Below are 22,672 nucleotides of genomic sequence, written 5' to 3' on the forward strand. Positions count from 1 at the left end.
TCCGGTCCTTATGACTGTGAGGTCGTATCCCGTGATGGCGAATCCTGTTGCGCCTGTTCTGCGGCGGCCTCATTCGCCGCCGCCGTTGCCGCCTGGACCGCTGCATCTTCCGCTGCGGCGTCATCGGCTTCGGCCTGATCCCGCTCCTGAGCCTGCTCCAGCGGCTCCACCAGATAACTTTCCACCCGGCGCTGATCGGCCTTGAGCACGGTCAAACGCAGGGGCGGCAGATCAAAAGCTTCGCCCTCTTCGGGAATCCGGCCCAGCGTTTTATTGACCACCCCACCGATGGTTTCCAGCATGTCGTCTTCGATCTCGGTCTCAAACGCGGCATTGAAATCCGCCAGCGGGGTGATGGCCCTGACCGCATGGCCGCCACTGATGTGTTTCTGGATGTTGTCTTCGTCTTCGTCGTGTTCGTCCTCGATGTCGCCGACAATCTGCTCCAGCACGTCTTCAATCGTGACCAGACCGGCGACTTCGCCGTATTCGTCCACCACCAGCGCCATGTGGTTGCGGCTGTTCTTGAACTCGCGCAACAGCACGTTGAGGCGCTTGCTTTCGCTCACCATCACAGGCGAACGATAGAGCTCGCGCAACTGATCCTTGTCAACCAACTGGCTTTTGACCACGGCCTTGAGTACGTCCTTGGCCAACAGAATGCCGATCACTTCGTCGGTCTCGGCCGACAGCACCGGATAGCGCGAATGCGACGACGCCATCATGGTGTCCAGAATCTGCGACAGTTCGTCCGCTTCGTCCACACACACCATCTGCACTTTGGGAATCATCACGTCGCGCACTCGGGATTCCGACACCCCCAGCACACCCTGAATCATCAGCATCGCATCACGGTCCAGCAGATCCTGAGATTGCGCCAATTCCAGAAACGCGTCCAGGTCTTCGCGGGTTTTGGGTTCGTCCGAAAAAAAGCGGCCCAGCTTTTCCAGCCAGGGTCTTCGACTGTCACTTTCACTCATCGGTCTGTTCGACTCCATCGTGCAACCATTGATACGGGTTTGCCACGCCCAGTTCTTTGAGCAACGCTGCTTCGAGCGTTTCCATTTCTTCGGCGTCTTCGGCATCCAGGTGATCGAACCCCTGCAGATGCAGACAACCGTGCACCACCATGTGCGCCCAATGCGCCATCAGCGGCTTGTTCTGTTCTTCGGCTTCGCGCGCCACCACCTCGGCACAGATCACCAGATCGCCCAGGTACGGCAGCGCCTCGCCCAAATCTTCCAGGCCTGGTGGGTTTTCAAACGGAAAGGAAAGCACATTGGTGGGCCGGTCTTTGTCCCGGTAAGCGTCGTTGAGGGCGCGGCTTTCTTCCGGCTTGACCACGCGCACGGTCAGTTCGGTTTCGCCCAGCCGCCAGGGATCGCGCAGGGACGCGGCGACCCAGCTCTGAACCTGATCTTTCTCGGGCAATGCCCGTTTGCACGGGTCCTCATCGTCCAGTGCGACCTGCCAGTCCAACGTAATCACAAGGCTTCTCCCGGGTTGGTGTGACGTTTGTCGTATTGATCGTAAGCGCGCACAATGTTCTGCACCAGCCGGTGACGCACCACGTCCTGCGACTGGTAAAAGGTAAAGCCGATTTCGGGCACGCCTTCCAGCACTTCAATCACATGCCGCAGTCCCGAACGCTGATGTTTGGGCAAATCACACTGGGTGATGTCGCCGGTGATCACCGCTCTGGAGCCAAAGCCGATACGGGTCAGAAACATTTTCATCTGTTCGGTGGTGGTGTTCTGGGCCTCGTCCAGAATCATAAAGGCTTCGTTGAGGGTGCGCCCGCGCATGAACGCCAGCGGCGCCACTTCGATCACGCCCTTTTCCATCAGCCGCTCCACCGTTTCAAAGCCCAGCATTTCAAACAGGGCATCGAACAGCGGCCGCAGATACGGGTCGACTTTCTGGGTCAGGTCGCCCGGCAGAAAGCCCAGCTTTTCGCCCGCTTCCACCGCCGGCCGGGTCAGAATGATCCGACGCACCTCGTCCTGCTCCAGTGCCGCCACCGCCGCCGCGACCGCCAGATAGGTCTTGCCTGTGCCCGCCGGACCGATGCCGAAACTGACATCGTAATCGGCTAGGGTGCGCAAATAGTGCGCCTGATTGGCATTGCGGCTTTTGATCACCTTTTTACGGGTTTTGATCAATTCCTGCGCGCTGTCAACCGACTGAGCTTGTTCGTGCCCCATCGCCTGCAGCGCCAGATGAATTTTGGGCGGGTCCAGCGGCTCTTTCAGCGCCTGCGCATACAGATCGCGCAGAAACTGTTCCGCTGCAACCAGCCGTTCCGGCAAACCGGTGACGCTGAATTGAAAGCCCATGTGGTTGATTTCCACGCCCAGACGCAACTCCAGTTGCGACAAATGCTCGCTCTGGTATCCGCACAGATTCAGCAGCGCGTCATTGTTTTCCGGGGTGAGCACAAATTGTATGGTGTTGAGTGTGGTCAAAAACCCTTCCTGTGGTAATAGAGAACATCTGTCAGTTTACACAAATCCGTTTCGCTCGTCAGCCAGGCTTTTGTGACAAGTCGAACCTGATTACAAGGCCACAAACTGACGCGGCTCAAACCGATCCGCTTCCGGCATGGCCACCAGCGTGCCTTTGAGCGAATTGGGATAGGCCTCGTCAATGCGCACCTCAACAAACTGCCCGATCAGATCGGGCGAACCGGCGAAGTTGACCACGCGGTTGTTTTCGGTGCGCCCCGACACCTCGTGCACACTGTTGCGTGACAAGCGCTCCACCAGCAGGGTCTGGGTGCTGCCGATCATGGCCTCACTGTGGGCGGCGGTCTGCTCATTGAGCAGGGTTTGCAATGCCTGCAAGCGGCGCTTTTTCATGTGCATTTCCACGTCGTCCGGCAGGCTCGCCGCCGGTGTGCCCGGACGCGGGCTGTAGATAAAGCTGAACGAGCGGTCGTAGTTCAGATCTTCGACCAGCTTCAAAGTCTGTTTGAAATCGTCGCAGGTCTCACCCGGAAAACCGATGATGAAATCGCCGCTCAAACTCAGGTTGGGGCGCAATTCACGGATTTTGCGGATGGTGGCTTTGTATTCCAGCGCCATGTGGTTGCGCTTCATCATCGCCAGCACCCGATCCGAGCCGGATTGAATCGGCAAATGCAGATGCGAAACCAGCTCAGGCACCTCGGCGTAGCAATCGATCAGGCTCTGGGTCATTTCATTGGGGTGCGAGGTGGTATAACGAATCCGGTCGATCCCCGGCACCGCGCGCACGGCATGGATCAGCAACGCCAGATCGGCGACATCGCCATCGGGCATCTCGCCCTGATAGGCGTTCACATTCTGACCCAGCAGATTGATTTCGCGCACGCCCTGCCCGGCCAGGGATTCGACTTCGCGCATCACATCGGCGTAAGGGCGGCTGAATTCTTCGCCGCGGGTGTAAGGCACCACACAAAACGTGCAATATTTGGAACAGCCTTCCATCACCGACACAAACGCCGAGACGCCGCTGGATTCGGGTTCGGCCAGATTGTCGAACTTTTCGATTTCCGGGAAAGAAATGTCGATCACGGCGCGTTTTTTGAGCTTTTTGTCAGCGTCGGTTTGCGCCCGCAACGCCAGCGCTTCGTCCATCATCGCCGGCAGTCGATGCAACGTCTGAGGCCCGAAGATCACATCCACCAGCGGCGCGCGCCGGCGAATTTCCTCGCCTTCCTGCGAGGCCACACAGCCGCCGACGCCGATGATGCGATTGGGTTTGGCCGCTTTCCATTTTTTCCAGCGCCCCAGTTCGTCAAACACTTTTTCCTGGGCTTTTTCGCGCACCGAGCAGGTATTGAGCAGCAGCACATCCGCCTCTTCCGGCGTCTCGACCATGCTCAAACCGTAGGTTTTTTCCAACAGCTTGGCCATCCGGTCCGAGTCGTACTCGTTCATCTGACAGCCATAGGTTTTGATCAGTAAACCGCCTTCAAACGGGCGTGATTGCGAAGTCTGGGCCATAGAAATACTCGTGAAATCCGATTCTCGATTCAGGTTTGACAGAAAAGCCGACCATTATAGCACAGCCATCCGAACACTTTCACAGTGGAAACAATCGATTAGATCAGGCCCCTTTTTGACCAGGCCTGGTCAAAAAGGCAGAAAGCACTTGGGTTAAATGACTTTGGAAAAACGGTTGGGCAGTTTGTCCTGCATATAGGCATCAAAGACCATGCAAATATTGCGGATCAGCAAACGCCCAGCGGCGGTCACATAAATGTCCGAGTCCGACAGCGTGATCAGGCCGTCTTCCACCATCGGAGCCAGATTTGCCAGTTCTTTGGCGAAATACTCGGAAAACACAATGCCCCACTGCTGACTCAAACGCTCGAAATTTAAATGGAAATGGCTCATCAAACGCGTGATCACATCCCGACGCAACTCATCGTCTTCCGACAGGGTCACGCCGCGAAACACCGCCAGCTCCCCCGAGTCGATCGCGGCGTAATAGTCATTGAGCGACTTGTGGTTCTGGGCGTAGGTGTTGTTGAGCAGTGAAATCGAGGTCGCGCCCATCCCGATCAAATCACACTCGGCATGGGTGGAATAGCCCTGAAAATTGCGATACAGGGTTTCTTCCCGTTGCGCCACCGCCAGCTCGTCATCGGGCTTGGCAAAGTGATCCATGCCAATGTAGATGTAACCGGCCTGCAGCAGACGTTCGGTGGCCGCATGCATAATCGCCAGCTTTTCGTCCGGCCCCGGCATCGCCGACTCGTCCATCTTCTTCTGGGTAGGGAACATGGCGGGCATGTGGGCGTAATTGAAAATCGAGAACCGATCCGGGTTCGACTCCAGCACCCGGTCCAGGGTTTTGAGAAAGCTCTGTTCGGTCTGATGCGGCAGGCCGTACATCAGGTCGATGTTGACCGACATGAACCCGCTTTCGTGGGCGGCTTCCAGTACCTCGAAGGTTTCGGATTCGGTCTGAATGCGATTGACCGCTTTCTGCACCCGCTCATCAAAATCCTGCACCCCCAGACTCATCCGGTTGAAGCCCAGTTCGCGCAGGCCCAGCACCGATTCGCGGCTGGCTTCCCGCGGATCGATCTCAATCGAGTACTCGCCCGAATCGTCGTCATGCAGATTGAAGTAACGACGCGTGGTTTCCATCAACTGATGCATTTCATCCTGACTGATGAAAGTGGGCGTGCCGCCGCCCAGATGCAACTGGTCCACTTTGCGCGCCGGGTCAAACAGACGCGATTGCAGTTCGATTTCCTTGAACAGCCGCTTGAGATAAGGCGTGGTTTTTTTGCGATCACGGGTCCAGATTTTGTTGCAGGCACAAAAAAAGCAGACGGTGTCGCAAAACGGTATATGAAAATACAGCGACAACTGACGATTGGAGTCGTTGCTGCGTTCGGCAGCCGCCTTGTAATCGGCCACCTCAAACGCCTGATCGAACTCCAGTGCGGTGGGGTAAGAAGTGTAACGCGGCCCACTCTGGTTGTAGCGCTTGATCAATGCCTCATCAAATCGGATGGACTGTTCCATATACCCTGTCTCTGCTGTGGTCAAAACCGCCATTCTACCAAAGCCGGGCGGTTTCGCCAGCGGGATTCCACTCTCTTTGCCTTAAGGTGCGACAAGGTTCGTCTTCAGAAGGATCGATCCAAAATCAGCTCTCGGGCTGCAGCAAACGACCCAGTTGCGCGTAATCGCGACCGCCCAATCGGGCCAGCGGGTCCATGGCCAATGGATCGATTCCCTGATCGGCATCCAGAATCGCATCGTCGACGTGCATCGCCATCACTTCGCCGTAAATCACTGCCTGGGGCGCATGGCCAACTTCGTCCAGCCGGTGCAGGCGACAGGCCAGTGCCACCGGGCAGGCTTTCAGCCGAGGCAGGGCAAAACCGTCAAACGGCACGGTTTCCAGCCCCAGACGCGTCAGCTCCGATTCGCCATGCGCGAGGGTCGCGGCCGAATCCTGCACCGCATTGATCTGATCCGTGCCGGGCAGGTGAATCACAAAATCCTTTTGTTCAAGAATGTTGCGCCGCGTGTCCTTGGGCTCACCCGCTTCTTCACCGGCGGCTTTTTTGCCCGCTGAAATCAACACCAGCGGCGGATCGCTGCAGATGGCGGTAAAAAACGAATAGGGGGCCAGATTATGGCCGCCACTCGCTCCGTTGGCCGTCAGCACCCAGGCAATCGGTCGCGGAATGATCGCCTGCGCCAGACACTGGTAACGCGCCATGGGCGTTAATTGTTCAAAATCCCACTGCATGGTTTGGTCCCTTTTTCTTCTCGATGTGAAAGCGCAAGTATAACCAACCCATGGCGGGCAACAAACACCCTTTTTGCACCATATTCGTTCAATAACATCAAAGCACATCGACCGACGGTAGCTCACAAAACCATTACTCACTCATATAAAGGCGCTTTTTTTACCAGGCCTGTTTCTTGCTTAAATTTATTACTACAGTCTCAGAAAAGGGCTCGCGGACCATGACCATGATCGACTCCCTGTGGCTGCTGATCAGTGCCATGCTGGTGGCATTGATGCAGCCGGGCTTCACCGCGTTGGAAGCGGGCATCGCCCGCAGCAAAAACTCCATTTCCACCGCCATCAAAAACCTGAGCGATTTCCTGATCTCGTTTCTGATTTTTGCGGTGTTTGGCGCAGGCATTCTGCTGGGCCCGTCCCTGAATGGGCTCTGGGGCCAGGACATTGGCTTTTTCTATCTGAACAATGCCGATCAGCTGGTACAGGTGCTGTTTCAGGCCATGTTTGCGTCCACCGCGGTCACGATCATTTCCGGGGCGATTGCCGAGCGCGCCAAATTCACCACCTATTTGATCATCGCGGTGGTGGTGTCGCTGTGCATCTACCCGTTTCAGGCGCACTGGGCCTGGCATGATGATGGCTGGCTGGCACAGCTCGGCTTCATCGATTTTGCCGGCTCCACCGTGGTGCATTCGGTGGGTGGCTGGGCCGCTTTGGCCGCCGTGATTCTGATCGGGCCGCGGTTCGGCCGCTTTGATCAGTCGGAACCCACGGTGTTTGAGCAGGCCAACCTCTCTTCCAGTGTGCTGGGCGTGTTCCTGATCTGGATCGGCTGGATCGGGTTCAACGGCGGCAGCGTTCTGGCTTGGGAGGCGGCGGTGATGCCGGTCATTCTCAACACCTTGCTGGCCGGGGTTTCCGGCGGACTCAGCAGCCTGGTTCTGGGCTATCAGCGCTATGGCTATTTTCACGTGGTGGACCTGATCAACGGCGTGCTGGCGGGACTGGTGGCCATCACCGCCGGGGCGCATCTGGCGTCGCCCACGGGAGCGATGGCCGTGGGCGTTCTGGGGTATCTGGCCTACTGGTTGGGCAAGGCCGTTCTGGAAAAAGCCAAACTGGACGATGTGATCGAAGCGATCCCGGTGCACCTGTTTGCCGGTGCCGCCGGTACCCTAGCGGTGGCCGCGTTCACGCCTGACCCCTTGCAACAGTTTCTGATTCAGCTGATCGGGATCGTCAGCATTGGCGGCTTTGTGTTTCTGGTCAGCTGGAGCCTTCTCGCTCTGGTCAATCGTTTCTGGCCGTTGCGCACCTCCCACAGTGATGAAATTCTGGGGCTCAACATCAGCGAGCACAATGCCCGCGCCGCCATGTTGGACCTGGTCAGCGGCATGAACGAGCAGGCCAAAAAACAGGATTTTTCGCAAAAAGTGCTGGTGGAACCCTTTTCCGATGCCGCCGTGATCGCCAACTTCTACAATCAGGTCACCGAAGCCTTCAATCAACTCTCATCCGAAAAGGAAGCTTTGATAAAGGAATCCCTTTACATCGCCAATTACGACCAGCTGACCGGCCTGGCAAAACGCCGCCCCCTGCTGATCGAGCTGGAAAAATGCCTGTCCGCCAGCGCCGGGGAGGAATACGCGCTGCTGTACATGGATTTGGACGGCTTCAAAGCGGTCAACGACAAACTGGGCCATCAGGCCGGGGACGCATTGCTCAAACAGGCCGCCGACCGGATCAAAGCCACGCTCTCGCATCACGACTTGGCGGCACGCTTTGGCGGGGACGAATTTGTGATCCTGTTGCAGCGCATCGGCTCCCAAAGTCAGTTCGCGCAAACGGCTCAAGCCATGGTCGAGGCCATCGGCCAACCCTATTGGCTTGAGGATCAGCAGGTATCGCAAGTCAGCGCTTCCATTGGCGTGGTGGTTTTTTGTCCCGGCCAAAGCAAGGTCGATCCCCTGCTGCAACGCGCTGACAAGGCCATGTACAGCGCCAAAAAGCGTGGCAAAAACCAGTGGGTGATCGGCTGATGCCTGCGATCAGGCCAATCAGGCCTGAGAAACCAGCCGCGCTTCCAATGCATCGATGGCTTCAACGGTCCGTTCTGAGGCCTGGGCAATTTGATCCAACAATTCGGCTTTGTCGCCCAGCATCGCCAGCTGTTTCTGCTGCAGGGCCTTCAGCATCCGCCCCAGCCGGTGATGAAAATCGGCATGCGCGGCCACCAGTTTCTGAAATTCCGGTATATCCGCCAGTTCTTCCTGGCATCTCACCAGCCATTGTCCCAACTCACATTGGTCCGACGCGCTGGCCTTGTCAGGATGGACGTCTCCCAACTGTTCGCTGTGCAAAATGTAGGTCATTCGGGTCACCCAGGCCAGATGCGCGCGCCGAGCGGCCGCAAATTTGAAATCCCCGGTTTCCAATGCGTGACCCAGATGCAGGGTGCTGACATCAAAGGTAAAGCGTCCGACCACATCGATCAGCGTCTCGGCGGTGTGAGCCAGAGCTTCGTTTTCCTGAAAATTGGCTTCGACCTGCTGGGCATTGCTCTGCACCCCAGTGTCCACATCGGCCATCGCCTGGGCAATCTGACCGATGCCCTGTGCCTGTTCGCGCGCAGTGGTGGCCAAGTCTTCGGTGTGCGAACGCACCTCATCGGTGCCATCTATCAGAATCTTCAGGCTGTCGGCGGCACGGGTCACATGCGCCGACCCCTCTTCGACTTTTTTGAGCGTGTCTTCAATCAGGCGATTGATGTGTCTGGCCGCATCGGCCGATTTCTGTGACAGGGTGCGCACCTCACCGGCCACCACCGCAAAACCACGCCCGTGCTCTCCGGCGCGCGCCGCTTCCACCGCGGCATTCAGCGCCAGCAGATTGGTCTGGAACGCAATCGAATCGATCATGCCGGTGATGTCGGCCACCTGTCTGGAGGCGTCCTGAATTTCGTGCATGGATTGCAGTGCCGCATCCATCACCTGGCCTTCCTCATGCACGGTCTGATGCAGGTTTTGTGTGAGTGTCAGCACCTTTTGCACATTGTCTTCCGACTGCTGAATGGTGGACTGAATTTCTTCGGTCGACGCAGCGGTTTCCTCCACCGCAGCCGCCTGTTTTTGGGTGGCGTCATTGAGCAGGCTGTTGCGTTCTCTCATCGACTGACTGCGATTCTGGTTCTGGTGGCTTTCGTAATCAATCTGGGCAAACATCGAAGCCACATTGAACAAGGATCGGTTGATGATCGACTGCATCACCGCCAGAGATCCCTGATATTGACCCTCCACGCGCGCATTGAGGTTGTAATTGGACAGCCCCAACAAACTGATCTCGAATTCTTCAAATGCCTCGCGCAGATCGTTGTTGGCCCGGTTGAACCCATCACGGATCTGGGCCAAATCGCCCGGCACTTCCAGTCCGGTGGGTTTGGAAAAATCCGACACCGCCATACGCTGGGCCAGATTGGACAAACGCCGCACCGACTCGGCCAGCTGTTGACGGGTCTGCGCCAAATGCTGCAAACAGTCTTTCCACTGCCCCTGTGCTTCCGGCAAGGGCGGCTCGGAAGAAAAATCGGCTTCGGCCAGCTCTTTCAGCCCCGCAATCAGTGTTTGCGTGACCTGACGGGTCTGATGCTGGGTGTGATTGATGTGTTGCTGCATCCGCGCAAACACGCCACAGAACTGACCGCTCACCTCCGGGGTAAAGTCGCCGTGGGTTTGTGCCTGCAGCACGGTTTCGATCTGCCCGACGCTGCTTTCCAGATTGTCCATCAGGGTGTTGAACTTCTTGCCGATGTGCTGAATTTCATCGCGGATCGGCTGGTGCGGATAACGCACGGTCAGATCGCCCTGCTCCACCACCTTGACCATGGCCGCATCCATGCGCTTGATCGGATTGACCACGCGATAAACCAGATACCGATCAATGGCGACAATGATCAAGCCAATCGCCACCAGATGCACCAGAAACGACAACACAAAATAATCCGGCACCGGCTCGCTTTGCGCAATCGCCGTCTGCACCTGCTGGCCGACCCAGTTGTCATACAGGCCCAGTCCGCCCACAGACACCACAAAAACCCCGACAAAAAACAGAAAAAAACGCCCGCGAATCCCGCCAATGCGACCGGGTTGATGACGATAGACACCCATAAATACCACTCCCAGTAAAGACTTTGATTCCGTCAACGTCCTCACATTTAACCTTTCAAAGACTGGGGTTTGGGTGTCTGTTTTAAGACATCTGTTTGACAGCCCGGTGACAACCACAGCCTGATTGTGGCTTTCATCCGCCCCGCCAGCCAGCCCTCTGAACCAAATCAGCCCGGGCTTATGTGTTCGAAGGCTGGCCTGCTGTTTGCTACACTGCCAAGTCACGGATTTCAATCATTTTTAAACGGAGGTTCTTCATGACCATCAAGTTACGCCTGATCCTTCTTTCGCTGGTTTCCTTTGCCTCCATATTTCTTGTTGTCGCCATAAGCTTGTGGGGCGAAAACAAGCTTCATTCCACCATTATTGACAACAACCAGTTGAACGAGATCGAAGGTCTGGCCTCCTTTCAGGAAGTGTTGCTCAATGCGCACAATCAATTTGTGCTGACATTGCAGCATGACCCGGCCAGCCCGGAAATTGTCAGCATGCACGACCATCAGATCACAATGCATTTTGACAACATGGAAGGCCTGATGACCCAGGCGCGTGAACAGCTGGCCGCACTGAAAAGCCACCCCGCTTCGTCAAGATTCCGCAGCGACATTGAGCAGATGGACACCCAAATCGAAAACTACTTTTCAATGACCGAACAAGGCATTGAGTATTATGCCAATGGCGAATTTGAACAAGCCAACCACCATTTTCTGACCCAGATGAACCCCACCCTGGCAAGCATCATGAAAAACGTCAGAGCATTTGGGAAACGGATCACAGACCGGTCCAAACAAGCGCAGGTCGAAGCGGCCGAATTTTCCGACTTTCTGTTCAAATTAATCATGATTTCCGGGCTGATCTTCCTGGGCATCATTGGTGCCATCTCCTGGATGCTGACCCAATCGATTCGCAAGGGCATTCAGTCGTCGGTCAACGACGTGCTGGATGTGGCCAACGGCATGAACTTTGACCGCACCTTGCCAGCACGCAAAGACGAGTTGGGCGAGGTGGCTTCGGCTCTCAACAAAATGTTTGGGGCCATCAAGACCAGTATTTCCGAAACCAATCAGGTGGTTTCCGCCATCGCCGAAGGCGACTTCAGCAAACGGATCGACTCCCCTCAGAAAGGCGATCTGGACGCGCTCAAACAAGGCGTGAATGCGTCCGCTGACAGCGTCGATTTCATGATGAACGAGCTCTCCAAAATCATGACCGCTCTGCAGCAGGGCCGATTCGACGTGCAAATGGACGAAAAAGTCCCCGAGGCTTTCAGCCAGCAGGTCGATGACGCCATGCACAGCATCAACACCGTGATGGTGGAAATCAATGATGTGATGGCAGCCATGAACCAGGGCGAGTTCAACCATCGGGTCAAGGTGTCCGCCAGAGGCCAGCTCAAAGAACTCAAGGACAACGTCAATCAATCCATCGACTCGCTCGAAAGCGCCATCGCCGACATCAAACGCGTGGTGGTGGCCCAATCCGAAGGCGATTTGACCCAAAGCATCGACAACCACTATGAAGGCGAACTGGCGGTGCTCAAAAAAGCGATCAACCAATCGATCTCGGCACTGGACGACATCGTCTCCATCACCATCGAGACGGCCAACACCGTGTCCACCGCCGCCGACGAAGTGGCGCAGGGTTCGGCCGATTTGAGCCAGCGGGTACAGGAACAGGCCGCGTCAATCGAACAGAGCAGCGCCACCATGGAAGAATTCAGCGCCGCTGTGCAAAACAACGCCAAAAGCGCGTCGGACGAGACCGAAATCGAGCATCAGGTCGAATCCAAAGCCAAAACGGCGGCGGATGTGATGTCAGAGACCATTGAAGCCATGACCGCGATTCAGGATTCCAGTCACAAAATCTCGGAAATTGTGACCCTGATCGACGGCATTGCCTTCCAGACCAACCTTCTGGCGCTCAATGCGGCGGTCGAAGCGGCCCGTGCCGGTGAACACGGTCGCGGCTTTGCCGTGGTCGCGGGCGAAGTGCGCGCACTGGCACAAAAATCGGCCGACGCAGCCAAAGACATCACCTCGCTGATCAATGAAAGCGTGAAACGGATAGATCACGGTACCAAGCTGGCCACGGAATCGGGCGAGGTGATTCAGGAAATCACCCAGTCGATCGACAGTGTGACCAAAATGAGTGATCAGATATCGCAATCGTCCGGTGAACAGGCCAAAGGCGTGGCCCAACTGGAAACCGCGATTTCACAGATCGACGAAGTCACGCAACAGAATGCGGCGCTGGTCGAGCAAACCTCGGCCGCTGCCGAAAGCATGCAGGAACAAGCGACCCGACTCAGTCAGCGCATGAGCTTTTTCAAAACCAAGCGCTGATACCACTGCCAGGCCACCAGGCTTGGTAACTTTTACCAACAACCCTACCTGCGACAACGTCTGATGAGCGGTGTCCACCAACAACGGCATCATCACCATGCTGGCTTTTTTAAGCATGCTGCTGTTCCAGCTGGCCATCCACTAGTCGTTCACTCACCGCACACCACCTACTTCGACGGCGAAAACCACCAGGCCTGGTGAATTTTGGGGCTGCGCTCGAAATCTTTGGGCAGGGTTTTTCGGGTGATGTTGGTCATCGTCCAGTCGTCGGCAAAAGCGCTCTGATCGAGTTTGAACTGCCGCAGGTTGGTGGAAAACAGCAATTGCCCCCCTGGCTTGAGCAGACTCAGCGCCTGTTGGATCAGACGCACATGGTCACGTTGCACGTCCAGCGTGTCTTCCATGCTTTTGGAGGTGGAAAACGACGGCGGATCGAGAAACACCCAGTCAAACAAGGCTGGGCGCTGGCCGGGCTCTTCCTGCATGGTTTGCAGCCACTTGAGCACATCCGCACGTTGCAACTGATGCGCGTCCTCATCGATCTGATTGAAGCGAAAATTCTTCTGCGCCCAGCTGAGATAGGTTTTGGACAAATCCAGACTCAGACTGCTTTTGGCTCCGGCCACCGCCGCGGTCGCGGTGACACTGGCGGTGTAACAGAACAGGTTGAGCAGACGATTGCCCGATGCCTGCTGCGCCAGCCAAGCGCGCACATCGCGGTGATCCAGAAACAAGCCGGTGTCGAGGTAATCGGTGAAATTGACGCGCAACCGGGTCTGGTTCTCGGTGACGGTCAAAAAGCGTTTCTGCTCGTCCAGTTTTTCGTACTGGCTCTGGCCTTTTTGCCGGTCACGCACTTTGAACACAATCTTTTCCGCCGGCATCTGCAGTACCTCGGGCAGCGTCACCAGCGCTTCGTGCAAGCGGCGGCGTGCCTTGCCCGCATTCACGGTTTTGGGCGGCGCGTATTCGGCGACCACGCACCAGCGGCCGTCTTCGTTGGTGTCATAGACATCAATCGCCAGCGCGTATTCGGGCATGTCGGCATCGTAAGCGCGGAAGGCTTCTATCTGGTTTTGTTTGCGCCAGTTTTTGAGCTGCTTCAGGTTTTTGCGCACCCGATTGGCAAACATTCTGGCCCCGTCGGTTTCGGCCAGTTCCGGGCGAACGGCCTGCAACTGCGCCGCCAGATCCGGCGTGGTCGGCAAGGCGGCCTGACGAAAGTTTTCCTGAGTGACGTCAAAACGATAGAGGCGACATTCCATCGCCCCATTGTTGACGCTGTGCCAGCGCTTGGCTTTCAACCCCACCGCTTTGGCCAGTTCGTCGTGACAGGTCAGAATCGCGGCCTGCCAGCCCTCGAATTCGGCTTTGAGCAGATCGCCCAACTTGGTATAGAGCGGGCGCACCGCTTCGATTTCGCCCAAACGCTCGCCGTAAGGCGGGTTGGAAATGACCAGGCCTGGTTGCCAGTTGCCCCAGCGATGCGCCTGTTCCACCGCCATGGGTTTGAGTTCGATCACATCGTCAAAACCGGCGGCGGCAATCGCTTTCTCGGCCGCCTGAATCGACTTGTGCGACACATCCGAACCAAAAAACGCGCCCAGCTTGCGCAGGCCTTCGGCTTCGCGCTGTGCCGCCTCGTCCAGCAGTCGCTGCCAAAGCGCCGGATCATGCCCCCGCCAGCGGGTCAGCTGCATGCGCTCGGCGCTGGCCAGTCCCGGGGCCATGTCGGCGGCCATCATCGCCGCTTCGATCAGAAAGGTGCCCGAGCCACACATGGGGTCGTAGCAGTCACCGCCTTTGGCGGCGATACTGGGCCATTGCGCCCGATACAACAACGCGGCGGCCACGTTTTCCTTCAAGGGCGCGGTCACTTTGGCGTCCTCGCGATAACCGCGCTGATGCAGACTGTGGCCGGTCAGATCGAGGTTGATACGCAGGCTTTGCCGGTTCAAATGCGCGTGGATGCGCACATCCGGAGACTGGGTGTCCACCGACGGACGACGGTCATAACGTGCTTGAAACGCGTCCACCACGCCGTCCTTGACCTTGAGCGCACCGAAATGACTGTGCTCGATCCCCAGGCCTTTGCCGGTAAAAGACACCGAAAAGGTGCCGTCCACCTCAAAATGCTCCCACCATGCCATCTCGGCCACCTGTGTGGTCAGCTCTTCCTGATTGGCCAATTCCATCTCGACCAGTTCCAGAAACACCCGGTTGGCCACGCGCGACCACAGGCAGGCCCGATAGCCGACTTCCATGTCGCCTTCAAACGCCACCCCCAGCGGCTGGGCTTTGGCATTAACCGCTCCCAGCTGTTCCAGTTCTTCGCGTAAAATCTCACTGAGCCCCGGTGGCGACGTTGCAAAAAAGCGACACATAGAAAATCCTTGTTCTAAAACCGCCATTTTACTGCATCCGGGCGGGTGGCTTTTGTAAAATAGGCCTTCTTTCAGCCTTTCCCAACAATGGACAACCATGGTTTCGACTTTTGCTTTACGTTTGCTACTGGGCCTGACACTGTCATGGCTGGCTTTGGGTGCGCAAGCCTATACTCCGCCCCCCCAATCCAATGACGACTTCCAGCAATGGCTGCAAACCTTCAAGCAGAAAGCCGCGTCCGAAGGCATTAGCCCGGCCACGCTGCAGCAGGCCTTTGCAGGCGTGCGCCTGAACAAACGCGTGCTGGAACTGGACCGGCGCCAGCCCGAATTCACCCGCACCTTCTGGCAGTATTTTGACTCGGCCATCACCGACTGGCGGGTCGAAAACGGGCGCAAGCTCTATCGCAAATACCGCCCCCAGCTGCACGAAGTCACCGAACAATACGGCGTACCGGCCAGATTCATCATCGCTCTGTGGGGGATGGAAACCAATTACGGCGGCTACACCGGCAACACCCCGATCATCGAATCGCTGGCAACGCTTTCCTACGACCCCCGGCGCTCCGGCTTTTTCCAGAAACAGTTGATTGCGGCCCTGACCATTGTGGAACAGGGCCATGTGGCGCCCGATCAGATGCGCGGTTCCTGGGCCGGTGCCATGGGGCAGTGTCAGTTCATGCCCACCAATTACCTCAAATACGCCGTGGACGCCGACAACTCCGGCAAGGTCGACCTGTGGAACAGTCTGGACGATGTGTTTCATTCCATGGGCCACTTTCTACAGGAACTGGGCTGGGAACGCGGCGAAAACTGGGGACGCGAAGTCGCTTTGCCCGAAGATTTTGATTACAGCCTGGCCGACGGCAAAACCCAGCGTTCACTGCAGGCCTGGTCAAAAATGGGGCTGACGCTGGCGGACGGGCGAAAATTGCCGCAAGAAGCCATGCAGGCCGCCCTGCTGCTGCCTTACGATCATCGTGGCCCGGCGTTTCTGGTGTATGACAATTTCAACGTGATCAAGCGCTGGAACCATTCCGACAACTACGCCTTGGCCGTCGGGCATCTGGCCGACCGGATTGTGGGCCGCGCCCCTTTGAGCAAATCGCCACCGGAAAACGACGAAGCACTCAGCCATCAGCAAACCCGCGAACTGCAGGAACGTCTGGGCGCGGCTGGCCTGGCGGTGGGGCCGGTGGACGGCGTGATCGGCAGCAAAACCCGTGAAGCCCTGCGCCATTATCAGAAGCAGCAAAACCTGCCCGCCGACGGCTACCCGTCCTATCGGATGCTGGAAATTCTGCGGGAACGTCAGGGGGACTGACCCAATGCCTCACGACATGACCGATGAGCATGCAAGCACCCTGTTGAACCGGCCTCTGACCGAACGCCGGATCAACCACAGCGCCTATTTGTTCTGGAAACTGCAATGCCACCTGGCCAAAATGCTGCTGAAACACACCGGCCATCAGGCCAGACTGAGACGCCAAAAACCAACCTGACCGTTAGCCGGGATTGACCGCCAACGGTTCCTTGAGTGCCAACGTGGCCCCACAACGTTGATATGGCCAAAACCATCAAATCGTGCCAAGCACTTCACCAAGTCGCAACAACGATTTTCCACTGCACAGACATCACCCTCACGACGCAAATAATGCGCATTTCATCTAGCAAAAGACTTTTACTTGCGGTAGTATTCATGAAGACACTGATCTTCAGTTCTGAAGATATTCTCTGCAAAGCAGGTTGACCATGTAGTCACCGTGCTTCGTTTGAAGTTGGCGGTGGGTTTTTAAAAAATTATTGCTGGACTAAAAAAAACCTAAAAATTGAATTATGTGATGACCGGGTTGGTGCAGAAGTCTATAAGTGGGTTTAGCATCAAAACCAAAGAATCAAACTGAACAACTGGGAGCATGACCCACTTAGACATGGTAATCATTTCGCAATAGGTATTGCAACATTTGACACCTGAATTCAGGAGTTCATATAGGGAAAAACTTTCAAGTTAAAACAACCTGGGGAATTATGTTAAATAAAACCAAAGATAGCTTATGTTTTTATTGGACTGCACTTCCTTTTTGGGGCAGGTTGTTGGGGCGCAGTATTATCTTTGTTTTTTTGGGTGTTCTAGCTATGGAGTTCAACCCACTAGGTTTAACTGAAACTGCAGATGAAAAATCAGAGGAAGAGGTGTCAAAGATTCTTTCACCCTTTTATCCTTTTAGCGATGAAAGGCATGATGAAAAAATTGTTATTTTATTAATTAACGATTCAGCTCTTGATTTGGTGTCTCAACTCCCTGAGCCAATGCGAATTACTTATGCCAATGAATGGCCGATTCTATATAAAGACCATGCCAATGTCCTAAAGACAATTGCATCTAACTCCGATCCCAAACAAATTTTTATTGATATTGAGTTCCAAAAAATCCGTAATACGGATGATACGTTCAACTATTTAACAAGAACACTTAAAGCGTTGAATCAAAAAAAAGAAATAAAAATATTACACGCAACGGGAAGTATAAAAGAACATATAGATGATGAAATAAACAACCAGCTATCAATTTATAGCACCCCTGTTTTTAACGCCTGGTCAAATAAAAATGAAATGCCTTTATATAAAAAATTTAAAGATAAATACATATACTCACCTGCCTTAAAGATGTACGAAAACTTGAACACATATGACACAACACTAACTAACTTCAATGAAAATATGTTTGTTTTCTGGAGTGATAATTTTAATAAAAGATTATATAGTCAAACCCTTGGAAAAGAATGCGAGGATCGATCCAGTTTTTTTAATAATTTGAAGCGTAGTACCATTTATTTTGCAGAGTATCTTCCATGGTTCCAGGCTGAAAGTAGATACTGCTATGCGCAAAGAGTGATCTATTTGGATGAACTTCAGAAAATGTTAAATAAAGGGGCAGTGGGCAAAGAAAAAATAAAAACGATTTTTGATGACGCAACCATTTTGTACGCTGCTGACTACATCGCGTTGGGTGACAAGGTATACTCTCCGGTACACGGTACGATTCCTGGTGTCTTTTATCATGCTATGGCTTTAGAAAATCTTTTAGATTTTAAAGGAAATTATTTCAGGTCATTAGGTAAGGTTTATGATTATTCTCTATGGGCCATATTTGCAATAGCTTTGGCCTTTATCATGGCAACAAAAGAAAAAAACAATTCTTCTTATATTCTAGGCGAATTGAAGGCAAGTCGAAAGCTTGCAGTAATTTTGCTCTTATTAGCATACATCATTTTTATTGCTGTTTTAACCGTTCTATACCATGTGGCACCGGCAAATATCATTAATGCAATTGGCCTAATCCCATTGGCTTGGCTACTTTTCAAAATAGAAGAAGATTGTTATCAAAAAAAGTGTTTAAAAAAAGATAAGGAGTAATGTCTGATGAAGAAAGTGCTGTTTACAGGCTTGATCGCTTTTTCCTTAACAGGAGCAGCTTCAGATTCTGAAATTGTGGAGTTTGGTGATCCTGAGTTAATGGATATTTATCCGACACCAGAAGCGGACATGCCGATGAAAGATGGGATTTCCTTACCAGAACCGCCGGTCAAGATTGTTAAGGAATCGGGGGATCGATACGCGTTTCATATTGGTACTAAAACTTACTGGGTAAGTGGCGTAGATGTCGAAACGTCAGACAGAGTTCAAATTGAAAGCTTATGTAACAGCACCCAGTTAGCAACAGACTATGAAACCAGTCACTTCGGCATTCGAGGTGCGGGGATTGGATGTAAGAAATGATTAGGGACTCTTCAAAAATGATGAAAACTCAAAAATTAATAGCTATAACGACCCTACTGGCTAGTGTCAACTTAACAGGCTGTAACCCTATTAAATCTATGAACCAGTCGGCAAGTGCAGAAGCTGAGAGTAAACCCTTCACTGCTTCTGATTATTCAAGTTTAGAGCTGAAACTTGATCCACAAGAGGATCGACTGGAAGCTAAAAGAAGCTTGATGCCCTTAGTTGACCTACCAAGGCTTGAAGGTTACCTGAATGGCTTATTAGAAGATATTATTGTAAAAAATGAGCTTAGAAGTGCTTTTATCGAGGATAAACCTGAAATTAAAGTGAGTGTTGATACCGCATTCAATGCCGTTACTCTTCCGAATGGTTTGATTGTTATCAATACCGGGATGCTTACCCAGCTTGAAACAGAAACCGAACTGCACTCGGTAATTGCTCATGAATTAATGCATATATTAAATGGTGATCACACCAAAGATAATATGCAGGAGGTAACGGACAAGGGACTGAAAATTGCTGAAGCCAGACTGGCTGCAAAGATGGCGAAACTGCCACAAAGCGAGTTGCTAGAGGGGCTACCATCCATGCTTGGTCAGCAGCTTCTGGACGACACCATCAATGCGGTTGCTTTTACAAAATGGAATCGTGAGCAAGAGCAGGATGCCGACCTGTCTGCGATTCATCTGCTTCACAACGCCAATTTAAACGAGAAGTATTTCCTGAAGTTTCTCAAAAAGAGAAAAGAATTTGAGGAAAACAACCCTGGTTTGTTCGTGGCTCAGAATAATGAAACATCCAAGGTCATGGATTCGATGAAGACCATGATTGGAGATGCCGGAGAGTTTTTTTCGTCCGAGGGAGAAGCAGAACAGACAGCTCAAGAACGGTCAAAAGATTCGATGACCGGTAAATATTTTTCGGCTCATACACGCATTAAAAAATCAAAAGATCTTCTTATTAATGAAATTGGTAAACAGAACTTAAACAGAAAAGCAAGGTCACCTGAGCTAGGTCTTGTCATGCCGGATTACCGTCTGTTAAAAGATTTGTATCGAGTAAACGAAGTGAATACTTTACTCGAGCAGAAGAAATCTTCTCAAGCACTTAGAGTTTTAAGAAAAGCGATGCGACAAGGGTTGGAAAAAAGCTCCTATTTGAGAATGGTTATGGCCTCAATTCGAGATACTCAAGGTTTTCAGAAAAAAGCTCAGTTAAATCGTGAAATGGCCTTGAAAGACCCCAATGCTACGTTAAGTGTATACAGCAATGTGATCGCTTATTACGACGCGCAAGGCGATAAGCAAAAAACACTGGCTTTGGTCGAAAAAATAAATAAAGAACTTGATTACCCCAACGCTTATTTGCCGATTACAATCAAGTTGAAGAAAAAATACGGGGCTTCAACGAAAATGGAGGAAGTGCAGTGCGTAAGAACCGTTGATGTAGATGTAATGAGAGGATGTCAAAAGGCTTTAGGGCGTCACCTGAACTTAGATTCAAAAGCAATCCTGAGCACTGTAGCCCAAAATGAGACAGATTCTACTATGACAGATAATGCAGAAGCTGAGTCGAGTGGTTCAGGTATCCGATCCTTTCTTCCATTTTAAAACTCGCGGTTTCAACTTAAAATGCAATTTCTGTTTTGCAAATGCTTGAGTGGACAAAATCGGGAGGGACATTACACCCAAACCACCGCTCATGCTATGTTGGAAGAATGAATGATGTCAGAATCGATTGATTCTGTCTTTATTCAGCTGGCGGCATCTCACAAATATCACCAGTAATCAAATACCTGAAAATCTCAACGGTTAGGCCTGATCGTCAGATACCTGCGCCCGTTTTTTGGCTCGCGGTTTCAACCAGAATTCGGAGAGGATCAGCAGGAACGCGCCCAGGCTGATGGCGACATCGGCCACGTTGAAGGTGGCGTAGTGCCAGTTGCCGATGTAAAAGTCGATGAAATCGGTGACGCGCCCGGCTTGAATGCGGTCGATCACATTGCCAATGGCGCCCCCCAGAATCAGGTTCAGCCCTACCACTTCCGCGGTCCAGCGCCGGGGCAACCGTGCCAGCCAGACGATCAGCACCACACTGACCACCAGCGCCAGCCCGCTGAAAAACCAGCGCTGCCAACCGCTTTCGTCCGCCAGAAAGCTGAACGCGGCCCCGTAATTGTAGGCCAGCGTCCAGTTCAGATGCGGCAGCACCGATACCGGCTCGCCCACCATCAAATAAGTCTGGGCCCAGGCTTTGGTCACCTGATCGGCCACCAGCCAGATCAGTGCCAGCCACAGACTGGGCAAGGCCGTGGCGCTTATCCGTTTCCAGGCAAATGCGTTCATTGCGGTTCCTCTCAGGATTTGGGCACAGGCAGTACCCGGTTTTTACCGGCATGCTTGGCTTTGTAGAGTTGGCGATCCGCCGCCTCGATCACTTTCATAAAATCCGGGTGCGATTCAAACTCGGCCACCCCGATGGAGCAGGTCACCTTGATCTGGCTGCCCTGCTCCAGCTCAATCGGCCGCTCGGCCACTTTGAGACGCAGCGCTTCCGCCACCGAGCAGGCTTTGCTCAAGGCGCATTCGGGCAGCACCACCATCAATTCTTCGCCGCCATAGCGGAAGGCGTAATCCGTGACCCGAATCTGACGGGTCACCACCCCGGCCACCTGAGTCAGCACCTTATCCCCGGCCAGGTGACCGTGGGCGTCATTGATCACTTTGAAATCGTCCAGATCAATCATCAGCACACTGTAGGTTTTGTTGATCTTGAGCGCCAGCTGGGTTTCTTTCTGCATGATCGGCACCATAAAGCGCCGGGCCACCAGCGCGGTCAGGTCGTCTTTCTGTGACGCCGAGGCCAGGTTGCGGTCCGCAATGTGGGTGAGCAGATAGGAAATTTCGTTCAGATGCCCTTGCAGCCCGTCAAAGCGCTCGGACAGGTCCGCCTCGTCCATCGGTTGCCGGGTCAGTTCGTCAAAGGCTTTCAGACTGTTCTGAAGGGTCTGGGTGGCCGACGCGTCCCCGGAGATCAACGGCAGTTTGTGGATCAGCCAGAGTCCGGCGTCGTCCTGATAAATGCTTTTGGGCAGACGTTTGTGCTTGAGGGCCACGTCCGACACATAATGGGTGAACCAACTGAACAGACCGGATTTGACCCGTTCAATGTCCACGGCAATGTCGTGGGCGGACGTGTGACTGCGGTACTCCTGACTGACCCGCTCGCTTTCGACCAGACCGCCCAGATAGGCTTCGTCGATCAGGCTGAGACTGGCCATCAGAATGGTATCCACCAACGCCACCAGCTCGGTCTGGGTCTCGCGCGGCAAGTCACTGTGCAGAATGGCGCGGAACAGATGGTGCTTGATAATGAAAATCGACGAATCCACCAGCGACATGGGCACATCGATGCGCGCATGCACTTCGCCGATTTTCAGTTGCAACGCAACCACTTCCGGCACTTCGGCGGCCGTTTTCGACGACAGCGTGGTCAGAATCCATTTTTTCAGTTCGGATTTGAGCCGGTTCTGCACCAGATCGGTGGTCAGATAGGCCGCGGCTTTGGGCGTGGACATCAGTTGGTCGTAAAACTTGTCCACCGCTGCCCCGGCTTCCTGTTCAAACAGTTCCCGTCCCTGCGCCAGCAACGCATTGTGGGCGTCGGTGTACAGATTCTGCAGATAAAACTGCGCCAATCCACTGGTGTTGTGTCCCTCTGTCATCAGATGCATGATGGTCCT

The 22,672-nt window shown here is 53.9% G+C and carries 17 protein-coding genes; 7 read left to right on the plus strand and 10 right to left on the minus strand.

All coding sequences use genetic code 11. From position 1 onward, the window contains the following. Window positions 1–8 precede the first annotated feature (8 nt). From A377_RS0102920 to A377_RS0102945, 6 genes are all read right to left on the minus strand, one after another. The gene (locus tag A377_RS0102920; RefSeq protein ID WP_019894658.1) at window positions 9–980 is read right to left on the minus strand and encodes an HlyC/CorC family transporter; all 972 of its coding nucleotides are present in this window, start codon (window positions 978–980) and stop codon (window positions 9–11) included. Next, window positions 973–1,488 carry an rRNA maturation RNase YbeY gene (gene ybeY, locus A377_RS0102925; RefSeq protein WP_019894660.1) on the minus strand — a complete coding sequence of 172 codons (516 nt, stop codon included), beginning with the start codon at window positions 1,486–1,488 and terminating at the stop codon, window positions 973–975. Before ybeY ends, A377_RS0102920 begins: the two co-directional genes overlap by 8 nt. Beyond that, entirely contained in the window at window positions 1,485–2,465 is a 981-nt protein-coding gene (locus A377_RS0102930) for a PhoH family protein (RefSeq protein WP_019894662.1), read from the minus strand. Before A377_RS0102930 ends, ybeY begins: the two co-directional genes overlap by 4 nt. Before the next feature lie 90 nt (window positions 2,466–2,555). Beyond that, window positions 2,556–3,986 carry a tRNA (N6-isopentenyl adenosine(37)-C2)-methylthiotransferase MiaB gene (gene miaB, locus A377_RS11700; protein WP_019894663.1) on the minus strand — a complete coding sequence of 477 codons (1,431 nt, stop codon included), beginning with the start codon at window positions 3,984–3,986 and terminating at the stop codon, window positions 2,556–2,558. Window positions 3,987–4,139: 153 nt separating this feature from the next. Continuing rightward, entirely contained in the window at window positions 4,140–5,522 is a 1,383-nt protein-coding gene (gene hemN, locus A377_RS0102940) for an oxygen-independent coproporphyrinogen III oxidase (RefSeq protein WP_019894664.1), read from the minus strand. A gap of 124 nt (window positions 5,523–5,646) precedes the next feature. Beyond that, window positions 5,647–6,258 (minus strand): flavin reductase family protein, encoded by a 612-nt coding sequence (locus A377_RS0102945; protein WP_019894665.1) that lies wholly within the window; start codon window positions 6,256–6,258, stop codon window positions 5,647–5,649. A 221-nt stretch (window positions 6,259–6,479) separates the two neighbouring features. Between A377_RS0102945 and amt the strand changes: the two genes are divergently transcribed. Then, a complete protein-coding gene (gene amt / locus A377_RS0102950; protein ID WP_019894666.1) occupies window positions 6,480–8,297 on the plus strand; it encodes an ammonium transporter in 1,818 nt (605 codons plus the stop codon). Between the two features lie 18 nt (window positions 8,298–8,315). Here amt and A377_RS0102955 read toward each other — a convergent pair whose 3' ends face one another. Beyond that, the gene (locus A377_RS0102955; protein ID WP_019894667.1) at window positions 8,316–10,421 is read right to left on the minus strand and encodes a methyl-accepting chemotaxis protein; all 2,106 of its coding nucleotides are present in this window, start codon (window positions 10,419–10,421) and stop codon (window positions 8,316–8,318) included. A gap of 257 nt (window positions 10,422–10,678) precedes the next feature. Between A377_RS0102955 and A377_RS0102960 the strand changes: the two genes are divergently transcribed. Next, complete coding sequence (locus A377_RS0102960; protein ID WP_019894669.1) at window positions 10,679–12,763, plus strand: HAMP domain-containing methyl-accepting chemotaxis protein; 2,085 nt, start codon at window positions 10,679–10,681, stop codon at window positions 12,761–12,763. A 167-nt stretch (window positions 12,764–12,930) separates the two neighbouring features. Here A377_RS0102960 and rlmKL read toward each other — a convergent pair whose 3' ends face one another. After that, on the minus strand, window positions 12,931–15,147 hold the full coding sequence (gene rlmKL / locus A377_RS0102965; protein WP_019894670.1) for a bifunctional 23S rRNA (guanine(2069)-N(7))-methyltransferase RlmK/23S rRNA (guanine(2445)-N(2))-methyltransferase RlmL: 2,217 nt from the start codon (window positions 15,145–15,147) through the stop codon (window positions 12,931–12,933). 97 nt (window positions 15,148–15,244) lie between these two features. On the opposite strand from rlmKL, the gene A377_RS0102970 reads away from it, so the two are divergent. From A377_RS0102970 to A377_RS0102990, 5 genes are all read left to right on the plus strand, one after another. Further along, window positions 15,245–16,471, plus strand: coding sequence for a lytic murein transglycosylase (locus A377_RS0102970; RefSeq protein WP_019894671.1), 1,227 nt, complete (start codon window positions 15,245–15,247; stop codon window positions 16,469–16,471). Window positions 16,472–16,475: 4 nt separating this feature from the next. Then, entirely contained in the window at window positions 16,476–16,649 is a 174-nt protein-coding gene (locus A377_RS13090; protein WP_157760710.1) for a hypothetical protein, read from the plus strand. 526 nt (window positions 16,650–17,175) lie between these two features. Continuing rightward, window positions 17,176–18,564 carry a CHASE2 domain-containing protein gene (locus A377_RS0102980; protein ID WP_019894673.1) on the plus strand — a complete coding sequence of 463 codons (1,389 nt, stop codon included), beginning with the start codon at window positions 17,176–17,178 and terminating at the stop codon, window positions 18,562–18,564. A 6-nt stretch (window positions 18,565–18,570) separates the two neighbouring features. Then, window positions 18,571–18,927, plus strand: a complete 357-nt coding sequence (locus tag A377_RS0102985; protein ID WP_019894675.1) for a hypothetical protein — start codon at window positions 18,571–18,573, stop codon at window positions 18,925–18,927. Between the two features lie 17 nt (window positions 18,928–18,944). Continuing rightward, window positions 18,945–20,540, plus strand: a complete 1,596-nt coding sequence (locus A377_RS0102990) for a M48 family metalloprotease (RefSeq protein WP_019894676.1) — start codon at window positions 18,945–18,947, stop codon at window positions 20,538–20,540. Window positions 20,541–20,741: 201 nt separating this feature from the next. Here the strand turns inward: A377_RS0102990 and lspA are convergent, their stop codons facing one another. Both lspA and A377_RS0103000 read right to left on the minus strand, forming a co-directional pair. Then, complete coding sequence (lspA, locus tag A377_RS0102995) at window positions 20,742–21,275, minus strand: signal peptidase II (protein ID WP_019894677.1); 534 nt, start codon at window positions 21,273–21,275, stop codon at window positions 20,742–20,744. Between the two features lie 11 nt (window positions 21,276–21,286). Next, on the minus strand, window positions 21,287–22,663 hold the full coding sequence (locus A377_RS0103000) for a GGDEF domain-containing protein (RefSeq protein WP_019894678.1): 1,377 nt from the start codon (window positions 22,661–22,663) through the stop codon (window positions 21,287–21,289). Between the last annotated feature and the right edge of the window lie 9 nt (window positions 22,664–22,672).

The sequence above is a fragment of the Hydrogenovibrio halophilus DSM 15072 genome (assembly GCF_000384235.1).
Classification (GTDB): Bacteria; Pseudomonadota; Gammaproteobacteria; order Thiomicrospirales; family Thiomicrospiraceae; genus Hydrogenovibrio; species Hydrogenovibrio halophilus.

What these genes read in the sequence shown, in the direction of transcription:
- amt (WP_019894666.1), top strand. Translation starts at nt 6,480, where the DNA reads ATGACCATGATCGACTCCCTGTGGCTGCTGATCAGTGCCATGCTGGTG.
- A377_RS0102920 (WP_019894658.1), bottom strand. Translation starts at nt 980, where the DNA reads ATGAGTGAAAGTGACAGTCGAAGACCCTGGCTGGAAAAGCTGGGCCGC.
- rlmKL (WP_019894670.1), bottom strand. Translation starts at nt 15,147, where the DNA reads ATGTGTCGCTTTTTTGCAACGTCGCCACCGGGGCTCAGTGAGATTTTA.
- miaB (WP_019894663.1), bottom strand. Translation starts at nt 3,986, where the DNA reads ATGGCCCAGACTTCGCAATCACGCCCGTTTGAAGGCGGTTTACTGATC.
- A377_RS0102955 (WP_019894667.1), bottom strand. Translation starts at nt 10,421, where the DNA reads ATGGGTGTCTATCGTCATCAACCCGGTCGCATTGGCGGGATTCGCGGG.
- A377_RS0102960 (WP_019894669.1), top strand. Translation starts at nt 10,679, where the DNA reads ATGACCATCAAGTTACGCCTGATCCTTCTTTCGCTGGTTTCCTTTGCC.
- A377_RS0102970 (WP_019894671.1), top strand. Translation starts at nt 15,245, where the DNA reads ATGGTTTCGACTTTTGCTTTACGTTTGCTACTGGGCCTGACACTGTCA.
- A377_RS0102985 (WP_019894675.1), top strand. Translation starts at nt 18,571, where the DNA reads ATGAAGAAAGTGCTGTTTACAGGCTTGATCGCTTTTTCCTTAACAGGA.
- A377_RS0102990 (WP_019894676.1), top strand. Translation starts at nt 18,945, where the DNA reads ATGATGAAAACTCAAAAATTAATAGCTATAACGACCCTACTGGCTAGT.
- hemN (WP_019894664.1), bottom strand. Translation starts at nt 5,522, where the DNA reads ATGGAACAGTCCATCCGATTTGATGAGGCATTGATCAAGCGCTACAAC.
- lspA (WP_019894677.1), bottom strand. Translation starts at nt 21,275, where the DNA reads ATGAACGCATTTGCCTGGAAACGGATAAGCGCCACGGCCTTGCCCAGT.
- A377_RS0102945 (WP_019894665.1), bottom strand. Translation starts at nt 6,258, where the DNA reads ATGCAGTGGGATTTTGAACAATTAACGCCCATGGCGCGTTACCAGTGT.
- A377_RS0102980 (WP_019894673.1), top strand. Translation starts at nt 17,176, where the DNA reads ATGTTAAATAAAACCAAAGATAGCTTATGTTTTTATTGGACTGCACTT.
- A377_RS13090 (WP_157760710.1), top strand. Translation starts at nt 16,476, where the DNA reads ATGCCTCACGACATGACCGATGAGCATGCAAGCACCCTGTTGAACCGG.
- A377_RS0103000 (WP_019894678.1), bottom strand. Translation starts at nt 22,663, where the DNA reads ATGCATCTGATGACAGAGGGACACAACACCAGTGGATTGGCGCAGTTT.